Annotated in this window: 17 protein-coding genes; 7 read left to right on the top strand and 10 right to left on the bottom strand. The window is 41.8% G+C overall.

Annotated features, from left to right (window positions below):
- Positions 1-84: 84 nt before the first annotated feature.
- From ACFG4S_RS15890 to ACFG4S_RS15865, 6 genes are all read right to left on the bottom strand, one after another.
- Complete coding sequence (locus ACFG4S_RS15890; RefSeq protein WP_392535703.1) at positions 85-1,455, bottom strand: hypothetical protein; 1,371 nt, start codon at positions 1,453-1,455, stop codon at positions 85-87.
- Positions 1,456-1,459: 4 nt separating this feature from the next.
- Positions 1,460-2,200, bottom strand: a complete 741-nt coding sequence (locus ACFG4S_RS15885; RefSeq protein WP_392535702.1) for a sugar phosphate nucleotidyltransferase — start codon at positions 2,198-2,200, stop codon at positions 1,460-1,462.
- A 14-nt stretch (positions 2,201-2,214) separates the two neighbouring features.
- Positions 2,215-3,147, bottom strand: coding sequence for an NAD-dependent epimerase/dehydratase family protein (locus tag ACFG4S_RS15880; protein WP_392535701.1), 933 nt, complete (start codon positions 3,145-3,147; stop codon positions 2,215-2,217).
- Positions 3,148-3,215: 68 nt separating this feature from the next.
- Positions 3,216-3,977, bottom strand: coding sequence for an ABC transporter ATP-binding protein (locus tag ACFG4S_RS15875; RefSeq protein ID WP_392535700.1), 762 nt, complete (start codon positions 3,975-3,977; stop codon positions 3,216-3,218).
- Positions 3,978-4,784, bottom strand: coding sequence for an ABC transporter permease (locus ACFG4S_RS15870; RefSeq protein ID WP_392535699.1), 807 nt, complete (start codon positions 4,782-4,784; stop codon positions 3,978-3,980). It abuts the gene before it with no gap.
- Positions 4,785-5,262: 478 nt separating this feature from the next.
- On the bottom strand, positions 5,263-6,081 hold the full coding sequence (locus tag ACFG4S_RS15865) for a Uma2 family endonuclease (protein ID WP_392535698.1): 819 nt from the start codon (positions 6,079-6,081) through the stop codon (positions 5,263-5,265).
- 264 nt (positions 6,082-6,345) lie between these two features.
- Here ACFG4S_RS15865 and ACFG4S_RS15860 point away from each other — a divergent pair, with 264 nt between their 5' ends.
- Positions 6,346-6,537, top strand: coding sequence for a DUF2862 domain-containing protein (locus ACFG4S_RS15860; protein WP_392535697.1), 192 nt, complete (start codon positions 6,346-6,348; stop codon positions 6,535-6,537).
- Positions 6,538-6,818: 281 nt separating this feature from the next.
- A complete protein-coding gene (locus ACFG4S_RS15855; protein WP_392535696.1) occupies positions 6,819-7,919 on the top strand; it encodes an ArsA family ATPase in 1,101 nt (366 codons plus the stop codon).
- Positions 7,920-8,236: 317 nt separating this feature from the next.
- Here the strand turns inward: ACFG4S_RS15855 and ACFG4S_RS15850 are convergent, their stop codons facing one another.
- Complete coding sequence (locus tag ACFG4S_RS15850; protein WP_392535695.1) at positions 8,237-10,978, bottom strand: DUF4347 domain-containing protein; 2,742 nt, start codon at positions 10,976-10,978, stop codon at positions 8,237-8,239.
- Positions 10,979-11,871: 893 nt separating this feature from the next.
- Here ACFG4S_RS15850 and chlG point away from each other — a divergent pair.
- From chlG to ACFG4S_RS15835, 3 genes are all read left to right on the top strand, one after another.
- Positions 11,872-12,915 carry a chlorophyll synthase ChlG gene (chlG, locus tag ACFG4S_RS15845; protein WP_392535694.1) on the top strand — a complete coding sequence of 348 codons (1,044 nt, stop codon included), beginning with the start codon at positions 11,872-11,874 and terminating at the stop codon, positions 12,913-12,915.
- A gap of 54 nt (positions 12,916-12,969) precedes the next feature.
- Complete coding sequence (locus tag ACFG4S_RS15840; protein WP_392535693.1) at positions 12,970-13,098, top strand: helix-turn-helix domain-containing protein; 129 nt, start codon at positions 12,970-12,972, stop codon at positions 13,096-13,098.
- A 105-nt stretch (positions 13,099-13,203) separates the two neighbouring features.
- Positions 13,204-13,491, top strand: coding sequence for a hypothetical protein (locus ACFG4S_RS15835; RefSeq protein ID WP_392535692.1), 288 nt, complete (start codon positions 13,204-13,206; stop codon positions 13,489-13,491).
- Between the two features lie 24 nt (positions 13,492-13,515).
- Here the strand turns inward: ACFG4S_RS15835 and ACFG4S_RS15830 are convergent, their stop codons facing one another.
- On the bottom strand, positions 13,516-14,472 hold the full coding sequence (locus tag ACFG4S_RS15830; RefSeq protein WP_392535691.1) for an alcohol dehydrogenase catalytic domain-containing protein: 957 nt from the start codon (positions 14,470-14,472) through the stop codon (positions 13,516-13,518).
- Between the two features lie 574 nt (positions 14,473-15,046).
- Here ACFG4S_RS15830 and ACFG4S_RS15825 point away from each other — a divergent pair.
- On the top strand, positions 15,047-15,244 hold the full coding sequence (locus ACFG4S_RS15825) for a DUF5837 family cyanobactin class RiPP (protein WP_392535690.1): 198 nt from the start codon (positions 15,047-15,049) through the stop codon (positions 15,242-15,244).
- Positions 15,245-15,619: 375 nt separating this feature from the next.
- Positions 15,620-17,980 carry a TOMM precursor leader peptide-binding protein gene (locus ACFG4S_RS15820; RefSeq protein ID WP_392535689.1) on the top strand — a complete coding sequence of 787 codons (2,361 nt, stop codon included), beginning with the start codon at positions 15,620-15,622 and terminating at the stop codon, positions 17,978-17,980.
- Positions 17,981-18,180: 200 nt separating this feature from the next.
- On the opposite strand, the gene ACFG4S_RS15815 is transcribed toward ACFG4S_RS15820, so the two are convergent.
- Entirely contained in the window at positions 18,181-18,723 is a 543-nt protein-coding gene (locus ACFG4S_RS15815) for a hypothetical protein (protein WP_392535688.1), read from the bottom strand.
- A gap of 215 nt (positions 18,724-18,938) precedes the next feature.
- Positions 18,939-19,745: an inositol monophosphatase family protein gene (locus ACFG4S_RS15810; protein WP_392535687.1), complete on the bottom strand. Its 807-nt coding sequence runs from the start codon at positions 19,743-19,745 to the stop codon at positions 18,939-18,941.
- Positions 19,746-19,748 lie beyond the last annotated feature (3 nt).

Here is a 19,748-nt window from a genome sequence, read left to right as displayed (position 1 = left end):
TTATCAAAACTATTTTTGCACAGAAATTAAAACAAAAATCTTCTATCTTATCTAATGAATATCACACTTAACTGCAATCACCTTTTAAGCTTGAACACTAGCTAGTTCATGAATAATTTCATCTATTTGTTTCTGAATTTTATCACTAAAACCGTAACGAGCATTGCCATAATTGGCTGTTGTATCTTTGAACTTAAAAGTTTCTAGATTAAATTCATTTTTCACTTTTTGATAAATTTCTTCGCAAGCTAGACCAATCTTTCGATATTTGGAAAATTCATTTGGTATTTCATCTTGAGCTAAAAGAGAATACTTGTTTTCTTCTCTGAATATACCTTTAGGTATATGAATATTAATACCTATGATTGAACATAGATTCGTAACTGTTTCATTACTAAGATTTTCAAAAAAAATTACATAGGAGTGAGGGAATGACTGAAAAACATCAATTTGAATTTTAACTGTTCTCAACCAACAATCAAAAATTGCATCTAAACCTCTTTCGGGAAACATTTTTAGCATTGAAAATACTGCTTCAGCAGGTCTACGCATAATCAGTATGTAATTTGAAAAATAAAAATATCTTGCATGAAAATTAAAAAACACTTCTTGAAAGGATTGATTATCAATTTCTCCATGAGGACCAAACGCTATTTTTTCACCTACAAAATTATAGTTTTTCTTCATCCTTGATAAAAAATTAATTCCCCCTCTCTCTGGAAGTCTTGAAGGAGGAGCGAATGTTCCTTTGCTCCTACGGTTCTTAAATTGTATATGTTGAGTATTAAAAAAATCGACAAAATTTTCCTGATTATGATGTATATATAAATTTGCTTCCCCTAGTAAAAATACATCTGGGGAAAGATTTAAACAATCACATAATATGGATGTTCCAGATCTGGCGCTACCAATAATGAAAAGTCCCGCTTTACTCAGCTTTTCGTAATCTTCCTCAGACAGATTGGACTCTTGAATGCGGCACTTTTCTGACTCCACCAGTGCTTCTGAAAGTTTCTGAAAATTGCTTTCTAGTTCAATAAGCTGCTGATTTTTAATCTCAATTTCCTTCAAAAGATGATTGTGTGATTCTTGTGATGTATGTTGTAATTCTTTAATTTGCTGATTTTTAATCTCAATTTCCTTCAAAAGATGATTGTGTGATTGCTGTGATGTATGTTGTAATTCTTCAATTTGCTGATTTTTAATCTCAATTTCCTTCAAAAGATGATTGTGTGATTCTTGTGATGTATGTTGTAATTCTTTAATCTGCTGATTTTTAATCTCAATTTCCTTCAAAAGATGATTGTGTGATTCTTGTGATGTATGTTGTAATTCTTCAATTTGCTGATTTTTAATCTCAATTTCCTTCAATCTTTCCTGATAAGCACTATCTAAATTCCGCAAAATAGTACGTAAAGAATGAGGAAATAATAGTTTAAAACTTGAGTACGCCATAAATTTAGTCAATCAATTTAGCGTAATTTTGCAAGATAAATTCTTCAGCCTGAACGAAGGAATCAGGAGTACCAATATCTAGAAAAGGTGCTTGCACAGTATGTACTCGCAAGCAAATACCCCTAGCAAGTAAAGATGGGAAGACTTCATTTTCAAAACTTAAAGGCAAGCTCAAAGAAAATTCTTTTATTAGAGAATTGCGGAATAAGTATACTCCAGCGCTGATAGTACCATCTCCTGGGCTTTTTTCTGCAAAGTTCTCTAGGTTCTGAAGTTGATTACAAACTAGAGAACCATATCGTGAGGTGTCATTAACTGATAAACCAACAATTACACCACTAACTGTAGAGTTTAATAAATGAGTTTTTAATGAGACTAAGTTGGTAAAAACTAAAGAATCGCCATTTATTACTAACCAGGCAAATGGCGATTCTTTAGTTTGATGGACAGCATTCAAGAAACCCCCGGCTGTTCCCAAAGGAGTTTTTTCTGGGCAGCAAATAGTCTCTACTCCATCAACAGGATGATTTTGGAAATGTTGTTCTACTACCTCTGATAGATAACCTGTGGAAAGAATGGCTTTTGTGATTCCCTGTGTTCTTAAATAACGTATAACCCATTCCACAAAAGGTTTACCTGCAACTGATGCCATCGGTTTAGGCACACCATCGAGTAAGTGTTTAATTCTTGTGCCATAGCCACCAGCTAAAATTACAGCTACGACATCATTCAGGGTAGATGACATTTGCTTCCTCAATTTTAGACGTTAGAGTAGAGGCTGTTACGCAAGATTGTATAGCCCTTAATCAGTTCTCTAATTCCGCGACTAAGAGACCAATCAGGTTCAAAACCTGTGTTCAAAATTCGAGCATTAGAGACTATATAATCACGTTTATCTGGATCTTCTCCAATGGGGGCTTCAAGATAAACAAAATTAGGTAAGTGCTGTTTAATTTCAGCGCATAATTCTAACTTCGATAGATTAGCATCATCTAGTCCCACATTGTAGGGCTTGCCCTTCATTTGTTCAAAATTGGTAATGCCATGCAGAAAAACCTTGGCGACGTCTCGGATATGAATATAATTTCTTTTAAAATGACCCTCAAAAACTAGCACAGCTCGATCGTGTACAGCCCGATAAACAAAGTCATTTACCAGTAAATCAACCCTCATACGAGGAGACATACCAAAAACCGTTGCTAGCCTGAAGGTAATGCTATTTTCTCTGGCTAATACTGCCTTTTCAGCCTCTACTTTTGTGACGCCATAGAGGGAAATTGGCCGCAGAGGTGTATCTTCAGTGCAGAACTTTCCAGACTCACCAATGCCATAACCACTATTTGTCACTGGCATAAGAATCCTTTGCTCTTTGCTAGCTAGACGGCAGAGCATATTCACGGCATCAAAGTTAATAGTTTGGGTGGCAATTTTATCATTCTTGCACAGAGGCGCACCTACTAATGCTGCTAGGGGAATAATTACATCAGCATCCTTGAGAAGATATTTAATAGTCTCTTCATCTCTGCAATCACCTCTGACAACTTGAAAGCCATCATATTGACAGCAATCAGCTAAACTGTTCTGGTGAAACATGAAGTTATCTAATACAGTAACCTCATAACCTTGAGCTAATAAAGTCGGTGTTAGTACCGAACCAATATAACCAGCTCCTCCTGTCAACAGTATCTTCATTGAGACTCCACAAATTGTCTGACTTAATTTTTTAGGCTAAAGATTTTCTTCTTAGTAATACTATTCATCTAAGAACTAGATAAAGATTCAGTGCCTAGTTCCACTGCTTTCAGATAAAAATCGACTGTTTCTTCAGATTTACCTGCAAATTTTACGTGTCCTTTGTTTAACCAAATTGCATATTGGCAGGATTGTTTGATAAATTTCAAATCATGGGAAACTACCAAAATCGTTGCCTTGCCATTCCAGAAACTATCAATTCTTTGCTTACTCTTATTTTTAAAACTCTCATCTCCTACAGATAAAACTTCATCTAATATCAAAATATCTGGCTGGACATCGGTAGCGATCGCAAACCCTAGCCGCGCAACCATACCAGACGACAAACCTTTAACTGGAACTAAGGCATAATCCTGTAATTCTGCAAACTCCAGTATTGAAGGCGCTCTATTCAGCATTTCTGTTCTAGAATATCCCAGAAGTACACCATAAAGCATAATATTATCGATGACGGAAATTTCTGCATCAAACCCTGCTCCAAGTTCAATTAATGGGGCAATTTTACCCTTTACTCTTACTGTTCCATGTGTCGGCTGCAAAATTCCACAAATTAACTTGAGTAGTGTTGATTTTCCTGAACCATTCGCCCCTATAATACCTAATGTTTCACCTGCATTTACCACTAAATTAATTTGATCTATCACCAATTTTTTGGCCGGTTGGCGATACTTACCTTCGACAATAGATAGCAGGGTTTTCTTGAGGTCGTAAGAAAACTCTTCTTGAGTCCGTCGCCACAGCGAAACTTGATCTAGACGAATTACTTCCATCTACAGCAGATCCATAAATTGATGTCGCCACAAGTGAAAACAAGTCCATCCCAAGGACAAAATAATTATGCCACTGAGTAATGCACCCCAAATTAAACTTAAATTTGGTGGCGCTCCAGATAATGTAATCTGACGTATACTTTCAATAATTGGGGATAATGGGTTTAAGGCTAAAAACGGCTTTACCTCAGGGGGAACAATAGCTGCTGGATAAAAAACAGGACTACTGAGCCAAAGTACAAATACAACTAACTCGTAAAAATAAGGTAAATCTCTAAAAAACACGTATAAAGCACTGACCAAAAACCCAACTCCCGTACAAACTAAGACTAGCGCCAGAAATGGAAACAGTAACGCCAGCACGTTTACTAAATTTTCCGAATTGATAAAAGTAATTACTCCCAACAATGGCAACACGCCGATGACGAACTGAAATACATTCGCTGCAATCATTGATACCGGAAAAATGCTGACTGGTAGACTAATTTTATTTAAAAGTGAGCCATTACCAACTACGCTACTCAATGCCTGAGAGGTGGAAGATGAAAAGAAATTGATTACTACTAGCCCAGTAAAGGCTGCTAAAGCATAGTTAAAGATTGAGTTTTGATAATACGCGACAAAGGCTTTCCCAAAAATCGCAGCGTATAACCCTGTCATAATTAACGGGTTCAAGAGTGACCAATAAACTCCCAGAAACGAACCTCGATAACGTACTTTAAGGTTTCGTGATACCAAAACGTGCAGCAATTCCCAATAACGCCGCACTTGTAACCAAGTTGAATTGCCTTTAAGCGAAATTATCATCTTTAAAAACTACTACACACCACAGGCAAGTTATTTGCGAATTCTATACTATCGGAGTTGACTTTGCCGCATTACCTTAACAATCAAAACTTTATTTTACAAAGCATTGTTAAGCAAACAAGTTACTGGTTACCATTTTTATACTCTTAACCGCATCCTACCCGAGTAAGACTAGTTAATTTATCAAGTGGTTCCTAGAACTCTCTGCCACAAACTAGCTATGAATATCATAAAAATGTTTGCAAGTCAAATACAATCTTTTTCAGGATGTCTAATTATTTGACGATCTAAGCGCTATTGCATTGCATTACCTAATTCAAATTATTTGCATCAACTGTTAGGTATTGTTTCATTACTTCTGGGTGGTGAGAATTGCGTAGATCTGTAGATATGATTCTGCCAATGGTTCACGTGGAAACTGGAATATTCTTTTGTTGGGATTAACTATTTTGATGGTTGTAGTTATGTCTACCTTTGACTAGGGTAGGTTGTTTGGATCAATTCCTTGCGATCGCAAATACTCTGCCAATCGTTCTGCACGTTGATATTCTTGGTCAGCCCGTTGGCGTTCTTGGTCAGCCCGTTGGCGTTCTTGTTTTGCCTGTTGGCGTTCTTGTTCTGCCCGTTGGCGTTCTTGTTCTGCTTGTTCTCTTCGCGTCGGCACCCAACCAGTTGCATTATACCAGCGCAACCACAAACCTGCTGTTTGCTGATAACTACCTTGCCAAAGACCCAATCCTAGTTCTAATTCTTCCAACCAGAAGCGATTCTCTGGTAAAGATATTGCTTGATAGCGAGTGCCTATAAGTTGAAAGACACGCAAATGATTTTCATAGCGATCGTAGATAACGTAGTAGGGAACCCGCAAAATGCTTTCATATACTTCCCACTTCGTTGGGGGCTGGTTCACCTCGCGCAGTGTTTTTCCTAAGTCTTCTTGTTCTGTACCAGGTGAAAGTAATTCAACTATTAAAAATGGAACGACTCCCTCTTGCCAAATAACGTAACTTAAGCGTAGGTCTTGCTGTTGGCTAGCACTAGGTACTCCTAAAACCATATACCAATCAGGACGCTTGTACCACAAAGTATGGCGGGGGTCGTAATAAAGATTCAAATCGCTAGCAAGTAAAATTTCCCCAGATGGATAAGTAAGAGGTTGACAAGTCTCAGTCAGCAAATCCGCCTGAATACAGTGAAATTCATCTGGCAAACCTGATTCCCCTATTAGTTCACTAGGTAAATCATACATCGTAGGCATGGTTTCTTCTGGTGGACGGGGGGGATCTGTTTGATACATGACTGTTACCTTTGTTGCTTAACTCAAGTTATCTAGATTAACTGCGAGCGATCGCTCGCAAATCACTTAACAACGGAGTTGCATTTGGCATCTGCTGTTTTAGCTGTTGCGCTGTGACAAACATCATCGTTGTACCTGGTTGGTTATTGATTTAATTTTAAGCTCTTAGGTCAGGAGTTAGAAATTAGATCCCCCTGAATTTGTGAGAGTAGAGTCACGGATTCGGCTACACTGAGACTTGGTTTATCTGAATTGTAATCAGGCATGGAAATCGGACAAAAGGTTAAGGTTTATCGTTTGCGCGATCGCGTTTCTCCCCCCGTTGCGAAAAAACTAGGACAAGTGGGTATTATTCAAGGCTACAAAGTCACCGATGGCGGCGGTATCGGTGTTGTGGTGCAGTTTGAGGACAATTCTTCCACTTGGTTTTTTGAAGATGAAATTAAACCTGTATAGGAGAAATAACTCAAGATCGGGATTTTTCTCTTAAGGGACTGACAAATAAAAAATATCCCAACAGTCAACACTTCGGCTCATTTCGGCTCATTTCGGCTACGCTCAATGACCAACGCTCAAATCGAGCGAAGTCGAGATTCAGTGACCACAGTCAGCAACTTCAAGCAGTTGTTTTTATTTCTTGGAGTTCCCTAATCTCAGTTTGAAAGTACAGGTCGAGAGTCTTTATTGAGTGCTAAGTTGGAATTGAAAAGATCGGCGGTGAAAATAGGAATCAAGTAATGGCTCTAATATTGACATTTTTGGGCAAAGGCGGCACCGCTCGTACCAAAATTGCGATCGCCGCCGCCAAATTATTGGCAAGCCAAGGCAAGCGTGTACTTTTAGCAGGATTAGCAGAACCACCACTGTCAATCTTACTGGGTACTCCCATTGCTTGCGACCCCCAGGAAATCGCACCCAATTTGCAAGTAGTCCAGTTCCAAGCATCTGTACTACTAGAACGCAACTGGGACGAAGTGAAGAAACTTGAGGCGCAATATCTTCGCACACCCATATTCAAAGACGTTTTCGGTCAAGAATTAGTGGTATTACCAGGCATGGACAGCGCCCTGGCCTTGAATGCTATCCGCGAATATGATGCCAGTGGCAAATATGATGCGATCGTCTACGATGGCACGGGTGACTCTTTAACCTTACGAATGTTGGGTTTGCCAGAATCTCTCAGTTGGTATGTCCGGCGCTTTCGCCAATTGTTTGTCAACTCTGACTTAGGCAAGACGATTGTTGAATCGCCTTTGATTCAACCACTGATTAGCAGCTTTTTCAATATCAATTGGACAGCAGATAACTTTGCTCAACCCACTAACCAAGTCAATAATTTCTTAGAAAAGGGGAGAGCGGCTCTTGCCGATCCCAAGCGTGTCGCTGCTTTTTTGGTGACTACACAAGACCCCATTGAGGTGGCAACTGCACGGTATTTGTGGGGTAGCGCTCAGCAAATTGGTCTAACTGTTGGTGGTGTTTTGCTTGTATCTTCCGAAACTAACATCAAGCTATCAGAAGAATTTACACCTCTACCTGTAAGCGTCGTTGACGACTCCTCAGCAGGTAACTGGGAAACACTGATAGACGCCCTTCCCAACTTTGAAGCCCAAGCAGTACAGGCTCCCAAGCCAATTGAAATCGATATCCACAATGGTCAAGTACGGTTATTCTTGCCAGGATTTGACAAAAAACAGGTCAAACTCACCCAATATGGACCAGAAGTCACAGTAGAAGCAGGAGATCAGCGGCGGAATATTCCCCTCCCTCCGGCTCTAAGTGGCAGACCTGTTGCTGGAGCAAAGTTTCAAAATAATTATTTGATAGTTTCGTTTTAAGTTATGGGAGAGGGCATCGGGAACAGGATAACTCCGCGAAACAAAAATTCAGTCAAGCTCGGAAGAAAAAATTATTTAGATACCTCTAAGCCAGAGGACTTACTTATCATGGAGGTCAAAATAATTCCTAATTAATAATCTATTTTTCTGCATAACTGAAGCCACTTATTGGCCAGATATCTTCCAATACGGTTCGGACAAACTGTTGAAGCAGAAGAAGTAGGGAAAGAAAAAGATTTATTCAGCAATAATTCTTTCTCCCCCTCCTTTTTCTGCTCGTCCTCTAAAAAACAGCTTGTCTCCACTGATAACTTTGCTTAACTCAACGCTATTGAGCTATCTTTCTTTACCGTTGGCATCTTACGCCAGAGGATGTCAGATGTACCGTCGCTGTTGAAGTCACCTGTACTGACAATCTGCCAGTTTGGATCTGGGATTTGGGTAATGAAGTGTCCTGTTGTTAGGGTGAAGTCGTCTTTCATTTCCCAAATAGTATTTTCGCCGCTTACCTTGTTGCGCCAGAGGATATCAGGTGTACCGTCACCGTTGAAGTCACCTGTACTGACAATCTCCCAGTTGGGATCTGGGATCTGAGTGATGAAGTGTCCTGTTTCTAGGGTGAAGTCGTTTTTCATTTCCCAAATAGTATTTTCGCCGCTTACCTTGTTGCGCCAGAGGATATCAGGTGTACCGTCACCGTTGAAGTCGGCTGTACTGACAATCTCCCAGTTGGGATCTGGGATCTGAGCGATCGAGTGGTCTGTTTTCAGGGTGAAGTCGTTATTCATTTCCCAAATAGTATTTTCGCCGTTTGCCTTGTTGCGCCAAAGAATATCAGGCGTACGGTCACCGTTGAAGTCACCTGTACTGACAATCTCCCAGTTGGGATCTGGGATCTGAGCGATCGAGTGGTCTGTTTTCAGGGTGAAGTCGTTATTCATTTCCCAAATAGTATTTTCGCCGTTTGCCTTGTTGCGCCAAAGAATATCAGGCGTACCGTCTCTGTTAAAGTCCGCTGTGCTGACAATTTGCCAGTTTAGATCCGCGATCTGAGTGATGAAGTGAACAGTGTTCGGGGTAAAGTCGTTGTTCATCTGCAAAATAGCATTCTTGCCAGTTGCCTTATTGCGCCCAAGAATATCAGGGGTACCGTCACTGTTGAAGTCCGCGGTGCTGAGAACCTGCCAACCTGATTCAGTCAACGTGGGTAAAGAGTAGTCCTTTTTCAGAGCGAAGCCATTCATCTCCCAAATGGTATTTTCCTCGGTAGGAGAGACTGAGAGAGAGGAATCGTCATCTACGATGGTTGCTGTAAAGACATTATTCTGAAGACTCAGTTGAGCGCCCATTGGTGTTCCCATTGTCACCACAGCAGTTTTATTCGACCCGACTACTAAGTTATCAATGGGATTTAGGGTGATACTACCAGTAAGTTGTCCTGGCAAAATCGTTATGAAACTGTTAGAGAGTGTGTAGTCTGTTCCATCCGCTGCCGTTCCCGACACTGTGACCGGCACTGTAACGGTATTTGAGGTTATGACATCAATCTGGGCAGTGAGGTTTAAACTAGCTGCTCCTTCACTGACTGAACCACTGTTGCTGGTAAAGTTGACCAACGGTGTATACGGCACACCACCAAACGTATCAACATCCAGCCCTGTGATTTCATGGATGTTGGTTTTTTGTCCAGTAGAGGCAGCGAAACCGAACTTGAACGTAGATGGCAGTGCGCCATTATTGGCAACTACATTGTAATTTTGGAGCGCTACTGGAGTTTCGTTAGTGTCGGAGAAATCTCCGTCATTATTCAAATCAATTTTGACGGATAACAGCCCGGTAGGTGTCAAATCAATCTGCACCTTTTTCTGAGCAGTTGCTCTATTGCCCGATGTATTGTCAATACCTGGTAATAGCGTTCCTGTTCCCGCCAGATACTTATAGCTATTAGCTTGACTGCCATGAACTGCAATAGAATCAGCTACAGCACCTGGACCATCTGCACCATATAGGGGGTTAGAGAAGTTGCCAAACTCATCAAAGCCAACGCCAAGGTAGCCACCGACAAGACCAGGTGTGAACCCGTTACTGGAATAGCCCAGCGCTCCTCCTCTTGCACCTGCCTGAGTCGGGTTGGCATTGCCATCAATTAGGAAGAAGCTGATGCCATCGGCACCATTGCCACCATAAGCATCAATGTTGAATGTAATGGATAGACCGTTGCTAGCGTTAATGGGGCGGTTGTAGAGTACAAAGGATGCCTGATTTTGGGCAGCAGAGGTTAATCGCAATGCCCCTGAATCCACTGGATCTGAGCCACCACCGGGTATGCCGCCTGTCGATGCTGCTGTTGTCGAACGCGCAGTCAGGAATGGCTGCGTGCCCGTTGTATTGTAGATCCAGGAAGGGTTAGCGACATCACTGCCCTTGAAGCTTTCACCTAGAATGTTCAGATCGTGGGCATAGGCAGAGGTCACTTTGGGGTCAAAAACGAGGGGCGACTCAATCTTGCCAGTGGTTACTTCCAGGTTCCAATCGCCATCTTTTCCTGTCAGGTTATTGGAGGCAGCAACATTGGCTCCAATAACCTGACCGATCTTTTGGACAAAGGCCTGACCAAGTTCGCCTTCACCAACGTTACAGCCGTAGAGCAAAATATCTGCATCTTTGGTTAGCGCTGTGTTCCAGGTCTTTAACTGGGCTACGTACTGAGGCAAATCGGTGAGGTTAAGGGCGCTGCTGCCAAAATCCAACCCTCCGGCTTCCCCGTGGGAAACGATATGCAAACTGGTGATATTTTGCCGCCCTAGCAAGGTGTTGGTAATCTGGGTGACAGCATCCTGCACTGGATCTAGCACATGGATCTCGTTACCCGGAATCACCCCCGCCACTAACTGCTGATAATCAGCCACCGATCCATCAACAAACAAGAGAGATTGGCTCGATCGTCCTAGTTCCGTGAAAGAAGTGGTCAAATTGGCTTTATTCCAGACAGGTGCAAGGCTAGTTGTAGACAGCACATCAGTAGAAGAGGTTGCTAACCGGCGAAGATCAAAGGACATCGTGATTTCTTTCCAAGGAGAAGTTACAAGACAACATCATCCCAGAAAATCATACACGGCTAGTATCCGTATATAGATTAGAATAATATTTTTTCAATAAGTAATTAAACGCAATTTTTAGGCAAATCGGAGGTATTAATTTTACTTCTATACTGGTTTTAGGCGGCAAGAATAGACCTCTTGCAAAAGTGTTTTTTGCACTCTTGTGGGAAAAGGGACTCATGTTAAAGGGGAAAGGAAAATACCAAACCTTTCCCCCTTTCCCCGACTTCTGCAAGAAGTCTAATGAACCATCGGGCTCTGGTCTAGCCAGCCTTCTCTAAGAGACACCAAGCTAATGAGCATTTAAGGTGATTTCTCATAAAAAAAATACCTGTGTTGACGAGTTTTGACTTCGCTCAACTCTCGACCACTCAGTTGGTTGAGCGTTCGCAAAGCGTCTCGCAGAGAAGTCGAAACCAACGCTATGGTAAATTTATTACTAGAATTCACCTAAGTTGCATAACACCAAGGCTGAAGCCCTTATTACAAGCAAATCAGTCTGGAAAAATGAATGAGGATTAGTTTATGGAAGCGGCATTGCCTTGATAATAAAGGAAATTTTAGACCTCGGCACTTATTATTTATTAGTTGCGGGGGACTTAAACCTATAGAATTAATTAACTGATAAGTTGTCCTAGTAACTCCTGTAAGTGGTTTAAATTTTCTTGAAGATAGTTTTATGGCTTGACAATATTTCGTTCTTAAACTAAAGAATACTAAGCAAAAGACAAAATACCCCATCAGATCGCAAAAAACTTTTGCAATAGTTCTTAGAAGTGGGAAATAGGGAAAAAACTTAATCACCAATGCCCCATTGCCAATGCCTAATGCCTTATTAATAAGTAAATCTTATGTCAGAATCAACTCCCATTACCCCAGACTCCAACCCATCTGAGGCACTAGACTCAGTGGTAAATAATCCCAGTGAGCAAGCAACATCTACCGATCGCACTGCGAAAACTAGGCAGTTGCTGGGGATGAAAGGTGCATCACCAGGGGAAACTTCAATTTGGAAAATTCGTTTGCAGCTAATGAAGCCGATTACCTGGATTCCCCTAATTTGGGGAGTCGTCTGTGGTGCGGCTTCTTCCGGTAGCTACACTTGGACACTAGAAAATATTTTGAAGGTAGCAGCCTGTATGTTTCTGGCTGGGCCATTGATGACAGGTTACACCCAAATCCTCAATGATTACTACGATCGCGAAATCGATGCCATTAATGAACCCTATCGTCCCATCCCTTCTGGGGCAATTTCTCTACCCCAGGTAATTACGCAGATTTGGGTATTATTGATTGCTGGGATTGCTTTGGCTTTTGGGCTGGATGTCTGGGCTGGTCATGAATTTCCGACCATTGGTACACTCGCCATCATCGGTTCTTTTATCGCCTATATTTATTCTGCACCTCCCCTGAAACTCAAACAAAATGGCTGGCTGGGTAGCTACGCCTTGGGTGCAAGTTATATCACCCTACCTTGGTGTACAGGACATGCTTTGTTTGGTCATCTAAGTTCCACAATTGTGATTTTGACAATGTTCTACAGCTTGGCTGGATTGGGGATTGCCATTGTCAACGATTTTAAGAGTGTAGAAGGCGATCGCCAGCTAGGGTTGAATTCACTACCCGTAATGTTTGGCATCACCACTGCGGCATGGATTTGTGTCGTGACGATTGATTTGTTTCAAGGATTGATTGCAGCTTATCTTGTCAGCATCAATGAGAATTTGTACGCAACAATACTAGTATTGTTAATCATCCCGCAAATCATCTTGCAGGATATGTATTTTCTGCGTGACCCCGTGAAAAATGACGTTAAGTACCAAGCCAGCGCCCAACCATTCCTGGTTTTAGGAATGCTCGTTGCTGGTTTAGCCCTGGGTCATGCTGGCGTTTAACTTATACTTCTATGAAGTTAAAAATTAGGAGTTAGGAGTGTTGAGGTCGAAACAATGCTTTTATCCATCAAGACAAAGTTAAAACTAAGTAGAACCCAAGAAACAATAATGAGTAAACACGCAGGGATTGCGCGGTTTACATATAACTGGGGTTTGGCTATTTGGAAGAATCTTTATGGATAACCGCTCCCATGCTCCCGTTGAAGTAAGAAGTAAATATCTAGACTTGTCTAGGATTTATCTAGCAGGTAATATACTTCTAACTCCTAAGTTTTATCAGTAAACGCAGTGTTAGAACTTACCTACTTCCTCATTCATGCAATTCAACCTTTATTAGTGCCGATTTGCTTTGTTGCTGCTTGGACTCTAATTATTCTCGTTGTTTTGAGTCTTTGGGCGGCGGCGCGAGACAGTGTGAGTACAGCCAAACTTATGCATCAAATACCCTGTACTGGTTGCCAATATTTTACCGATGATTACCGTCTAAAATGCACTGTCCGTCCATCTATTGCCAATACAGAAGAAGCGATCGATTGTTCTGACTATCAACCGAAGACTAATCCTTATCTTTACTAGGGACTAGGGACTAGGGACTAGGAACTAATGACTAATTTCTAACAAAACTTTTAAAACACCCCGACTCTGAGCTTGTTCAAAAGCCGCAAGTCCTTCAATTAAGGGATAGGTGGCATGAATCAGGGGTTGTACATCAACTTGTCCTGTGGCTAGTAGTTGCAGTGCTGGCGAAAAGGGACCGCAACGGGAGCCGATAAGAGTGATTTCGTTAACTACTAAAGAAGAAGCATCGAGGCTGAGGTTGCCAGCATAAGTACTTTTAAGCACTAGTGTACCACGGGGACGTAGGGCGCGGCGGGCGATCGCAAATCCTTCTGGATTTCCAGTACATTCTACTGAGATATCAAAATATTTATCTGTTACAGCATTGGCAAGACTCGTTTTGATTCCTCGTATCTCTAAGTTAGCCAGTTTCTCTTGATGACGCCCTACAACCAAGAGTTCACAGCCAGTTAGAGCTAGTGTCTGGGCTACCAACTGTCCTAGTTTGCCATCTCCAACCACTAGCACGCGATGGTCTGGACGCAATGATACTTGCTGCTGAATTTCTAGAGCTGCTGCTACAGGTTCAGTAAAAGTTGCTACTTCTGTTGGCAGATTATCAGGTACTAAATGTAAGTTCTCCACTGGTAAGCAGAGATAGTCAGCAAAAGCTCCGTGGCGGTTGACAATACCCAAAACAGTGCGGTTTTCACAGTGAGTCGGTTGTTCGCTACGACAAAACCGACAATCTCCACAAACAGCGTTGATTTCTCCAACTACACGTTTGTTAACTAAATGTTCTGGTCCTTGTTCGACAACGCCCACAAATTCATGACCTAAAATACCAGTATAAGGATAGTAGCCTCTAAGTAGTTCTAGGTCAGTGTTACAGATACCCGCACGCAAGACGCGCACCAAGGCTTCTCCCTCTGGGGCTTCTGGAATGGGGATGTCTGTGCGTAGTTCCAATTGATTATTTTCAAGCCAGAGTCCTTTCATTGCCATTTCAGGGGTAATAAAGAAAACAATTAATATACATTAGATTAATAAGTACATAGTATAACAATTTAAACGAATATTAAGGACAGTACCCTTGAGTTAAGGGTTATTGGTGTAGGTATAGCAATCCGATTTGATTCCTGAATTTAGTTGTATGGACACCGTATTTTTTCTGGCGAGCAGTCAGAAAACAGTATATTCAAGACATAGTATTTGGCAAGTTACGACTGACCCAGAAACTCTGCCTCAAAATTAGAATTGGTTTATTATGACCAACCTCCCTCGCATTAAGTATCAAGAAGTAGGAAATTTATATGGTGTAATAAATTGGCTCAAATACTGACTTAAACAAACTAAAAATGAATTAGCTCAACGAGTGAAGTAGTTTCAACCTAGACGAAACTTAATCAGAATTTATGTAAATTTAACCTTTTCCTAGGTCAATTTTAATGTTTATTTTATTTGAAAATGCAAAAGTTTGATGACCATAACTAATTTAAAGCGGTCAAATCCATCAACTGAGCAGTGGCTCGACAACAGGACATCAACCAACTACAGAAGGTCAAAAACTCTCATGCATAATACACAACCAATCCCACAGCCCCTAAAGCAGATTTCAGAGAAACAACTGCCTCCCGAACTGGCAGAACTTTCAGAAGAATCCCTATGGAAATTACATGGCGACGCTGACAGCGCATCTGTACTACCACCACCTACAGCTTGTTGTCGGTGTCGGTGTAGATGTTCTTATGATGGGGATAACGCAGAGTAGGCTTGAATTATACCACCCTTTAAAAGCTGGGCAAGCTGACAAGTAAAAAGGAATTATTAGTAATTTATTCCTAATACAATAACCTTAAACACACTTGTTTTCTTGTCTCCCCCAGTTCAAGAACAGCTTGCGTCAAGCAATAACTAAAATTTAGTGATATTGATTTGATGGTGGTTATCATAACCACCTATTTTTGCTGTCTTTAAAAGATTTCTGTCGTTAGATTGTGTAAGTAGTGCTGCGACATCAAGAGCGGAGAAAATTTGTTTTACGAGTAAAAGAAATGGTAGTAGCCTTATTTAGAAAGTGAATTGCAAATAGGAAGAATCCTAGGCATAATTTTATACTAATTTTACTTATAAAAAGTTGAAATTGATGAAAATTCCCCAGATTAAACCCCACTTCCGTGTGGAGATCGTTGAACCCAAAAACGTCTATTTAATCAGCGAATATGCCACCCATGCGCTGACGGGTAGACTCTATTGCCAGATTCTTCCCCTTCTAAATGGTCAGCACACACTAGAAGAGATTATTCAGAAACTAAATGAGCAGATCGCACCTGAACATATTGAATACGTCCTCGATCATCTGTGTGCAAAAGGCTATCTGACAGATGCCGCTCATACCCTCACGCCGAAAGCGGCTGCATTCTGGAGTCTGCTGAATGTAGACCCGCAGATAGTTAGCGATCGCTTGCGACATACCCAAGTTTTTGTGACAGCCATCGGAACCGTTGACACCCAACCCTTGATCGAGGCATTGGAGGCAATCCAGATTCCTGTTCAGCAATGGCAACAAGACGATCCAAACCCTAACATAAATTTATTCAACATTGTTGCAAATACCCCCATTAAGGGGGAACAGATGGATTGTTCCTTGCTGGTTGTTCTCACCGATGACTATCTCCAACCAGAACTGAGCTACATCAATAAAATAGCCCTCCAAACTCGGCAGCCCTGGCTACTCATCAAACCCATCGGTGGGATGCTCTGGTTTGGTTCTATTTTTAATCCTGGTGAAACTGGCTGTTGGGAATGCCTAGCGCATCGGCTTGATGGGAATCGGGAGGTGGAAACATCAGTCTTGCGGCAAAAAGGGGAACAAGGTAGGGGGTGTTTACCGAGTGGTGTTATTGAGTTACCTTCGACGCTGCAAACGGCAATGGGCTTGACAACGACTGAAATTGCTAAATGGCTAGTTAAACAGTCCATCCCAGAGTCGAACATTCAGACATTAGCGGGAAAAATCATTACGCTCGATCAGACGAACTTCACCCTGAAAACCCACTTACTGACTCATCGCCCTCAATGTCCCGCCTGTGGAAATCCTGATTTAGTTAGTCAACAGGTCAACCAAGCGATCGCTCTCACCAGCCGCAAAAAGCTCTTTACCGAGGATGGCGGACATCGGGCATTTACACCAGACCAAATTTTGCAACGCTACGATCATTTGATTAGCCCAATTACTGGAGTTGTCAGTAGCCTCAGGCGATCGTCCGATCCAGAAAACCCCTTTGTACATACCTACAGTGCGGTTCATGCCTTTGGTTCGTCTTCTAATTTGGGTGATTTGCGGCGATCGCTCAGGCATAAAAGTGGCGGTAAGGGGAAAACCGATCGCCAGTCCCAAGCCAGTGCATTCTGTGAGGCAATTGAGCGATATTCCGGCATTTATCAGGGCGATGAACCCCGCATTAGTGCTACGATTGCAGAACTTGAGGATTCTCTGCCAGATGGGAAAGCTCCACGAGTCATTCATCCTGCCCAGTGTTTGATGTTTAGCGATACTCAGTATCAAAACCGAGAAGCTTTGAATGCTCAGGCGTTGGTCGATCAGGATTGGATTCCCCAACCCTTTAATGAAAAGCAAACTATTGACTGGACTCCCGTTTGGTCTCTCAGCGAGCAAACCCACAAATATCTCCCCACCGCCTTCTGTTATTACAATTACAAACTGCCTAAAGAGCATCGCTTCTGTTCTGCCGACTCCAACGGCAATGCTGCTGGTGGAACCCTGGAAGATGCTATCCTGCAAGGATTTCTCGAACTGGCAGAACGCGATAGTGTAGCAATATGGTGGTATAACCGAATACCGCGTCCTGGTGTAGACTTAGCGAGTTTCAACGAACCTTACTTACTCGATCTGCAAACTTGGTATCACAAACAGCAGCGAGAATTGTGGGTGTTAGACTTAACTACAGACTTGAATATTCCCACATTTGCAGCCGTTTCTCGTTACACGGGTGGAGAACGAGAATACATCATCTCTGGATACGGGGCACATTTCGATCCCAAAATTGCCGTCTTACGAGCCGTGACGGAGGTAAATCAAATTGGTTGTAACCCACCAGAAAAGTATCTCCCAACCAATGCAGATTCAGCATTGAATTACTGGTTTACTCATGGATCGATTGCCAATCGTCCCTATTTAGCTCCCTCTCAAGCTCCTGCTAAACAAGCGACTGATTATATCCAGCAGTGGAGTGACGATATCTATGAAGATGTCTTGAACTGTGTGGACATTGTTAGACGAGCAGGGCTGGAGATGCTGGTATTAAACCAGACTCGTCCTGATATTGGTTTACCTGTGGTCAAAGTAATTGTTCCTGGACTCCGCCACTTCTGGTCTCGCTTTGGGACTGGACGGTTATACGATGTGCCTGTAAAACTTGGTTGGCTCACAGCTCCCCTGTCTGAAGACCAGATGAATCCTATGCCAGAAGTCTGTAATTATTAATATAATACGCCTATCTAGGCAAGCACTAGTAGTCTGTCAATAAATAATTGATGGATAAATTCACTCTAGAGACGACGATTTATCGCGTCTCTCTAAGCGTCAAAATGAATTTGACAGACTACTAACTAGGTGCATTCTTGCGAGAAATAAGGAGACAAAACAACCACTTGAAATGGTTATTTTTATTTCTTGGAGTTCCCTTAACTCACCTCAATTTTGCTTAACCAAGTAACCAAGTCATCTGAATCAAGTGCGATCTCACTTCCTAAAGTTTTGATATAAAGAAGTCCGTCGCTAATAATTAAATCTCGAATTGGATACCATGAGTCTCGCGTTCTAACCAGAAGTTCCAAGGGGATTCCTGGTCGTAAAGTATACTTGCGATATTTCCACCAAGCTCGCCATAGAAGCACAGATTTAGTACAGTGCATCTGATAGCCTTTGGGAACTTCGCAGTATTGATACTGATAAAAACCCCGACTATCTACTTCTCCTTTGAGGAGATAACCATATTCTGCTAATGCCTGATTGATTACTTCCCACTGGGTTGATTTTGGAGAAATCGAGAATTCAGATACTGTGTTAGATAGTTGGGCGATCGCAATTACGCCTTCAGATTTTGCTGTCAGTTGGTTAGTTTTATAAACTGTTTGGGCTGTCAAAGCCGGATTTGACAACAAAACATCTTTTTTCTGGATAGAGCTTTCGACAAACTCTCGAATTAAATCTAAATTAGATAACATAAAATTATTTATACTAAATTCACCAGTGTAATGAAAGTCACAAGAATACTTGAATCAATAACTACACTGGTCACAGAGTTAAATCAGGATTATTACCAGCTTTATTTATACTAAATTCTTTGTTTGACTAGGGTTTTGTTAAGTTTAATATCGGCATAGCGCCGTCCACTATCCTGGTTGCCAAAATAACTGTTTATAGTTACGAGAGCGACAAATTAAATTTTGACACCTTCAAGAAAAGGTTTAAATACCGAAACCAATTCTGAGCGACTAACCACAAGAGTAGGAAAAGAGCGATCGCTATAATCTTCTCCCGATGATAACGGAAACGGTTCCAAATTGAGTGATGACCAGACGCCTCCAGCAGCCTGGACAATTACCCAAGCCCCAGCTAAGTCCCAAACTTTTGGTGTCGCTTCAATCCCACCGAGAGTGGCCCCAGTAGCAACTGTCAAAAAGTTATAGCTAGCTACACCCAACATCCGGATTTTGCAGGGAAAACCGTTGCGGATAATTGCCGTACTGCGGGAACAAAGGTTAAAAAAGTGATTATTGCTAGGACTATCAGTGCTGGTGTGGATGGGGTGATGATTGAGAAATGCACCTGTTGGGGTTGTTAAGCCAGATGAACCTGCCCAAAAACCATGAAAAGCTTGATTTAAGGTTGGTGCGTAAACATAACCAAAAATCGGTGTACCTCGATACAGTAAACCTAAAGATATTGTCCAGATGGGAATACCGCGTGTAAAGTTGGTTGTGCCGTCGAGAGGGTCAATTACCCAGCACCATTCAGTACCGGGAAATGATTGATCGCTTTCTTCACTTAAAATGCCATAACCAGAAAAATTAGAAGCGATCGCATCCCGAATTTCCTGATCTGCCCATTTATCAGCTCGCGTCACCAAACTACCATCAGCTTTTTGCGAAGCCTGTACTTGCCCAAAATCTTGCATTAACTGCTTACCGACTCTGGTAGTGGTCGTTTGGGCAAAATCAAGAATTGTTGTCCAAAAATCATTCATGAT

It is taken from the genome of Nostoc sp. C117, from assembly GCF_043099735.1.
Classification (GTDB): domain Bacteria; phylum Cyanobacteriota; class Cyanobacteriia; order Cyanobacteriales; family Nostocaceae; genus Nostoc.
The sequence above is the reverse complement of the archived record's forward strand: the minus strand, read 5'-3'. Positions and strand labels throughout refer to the sequence as shown.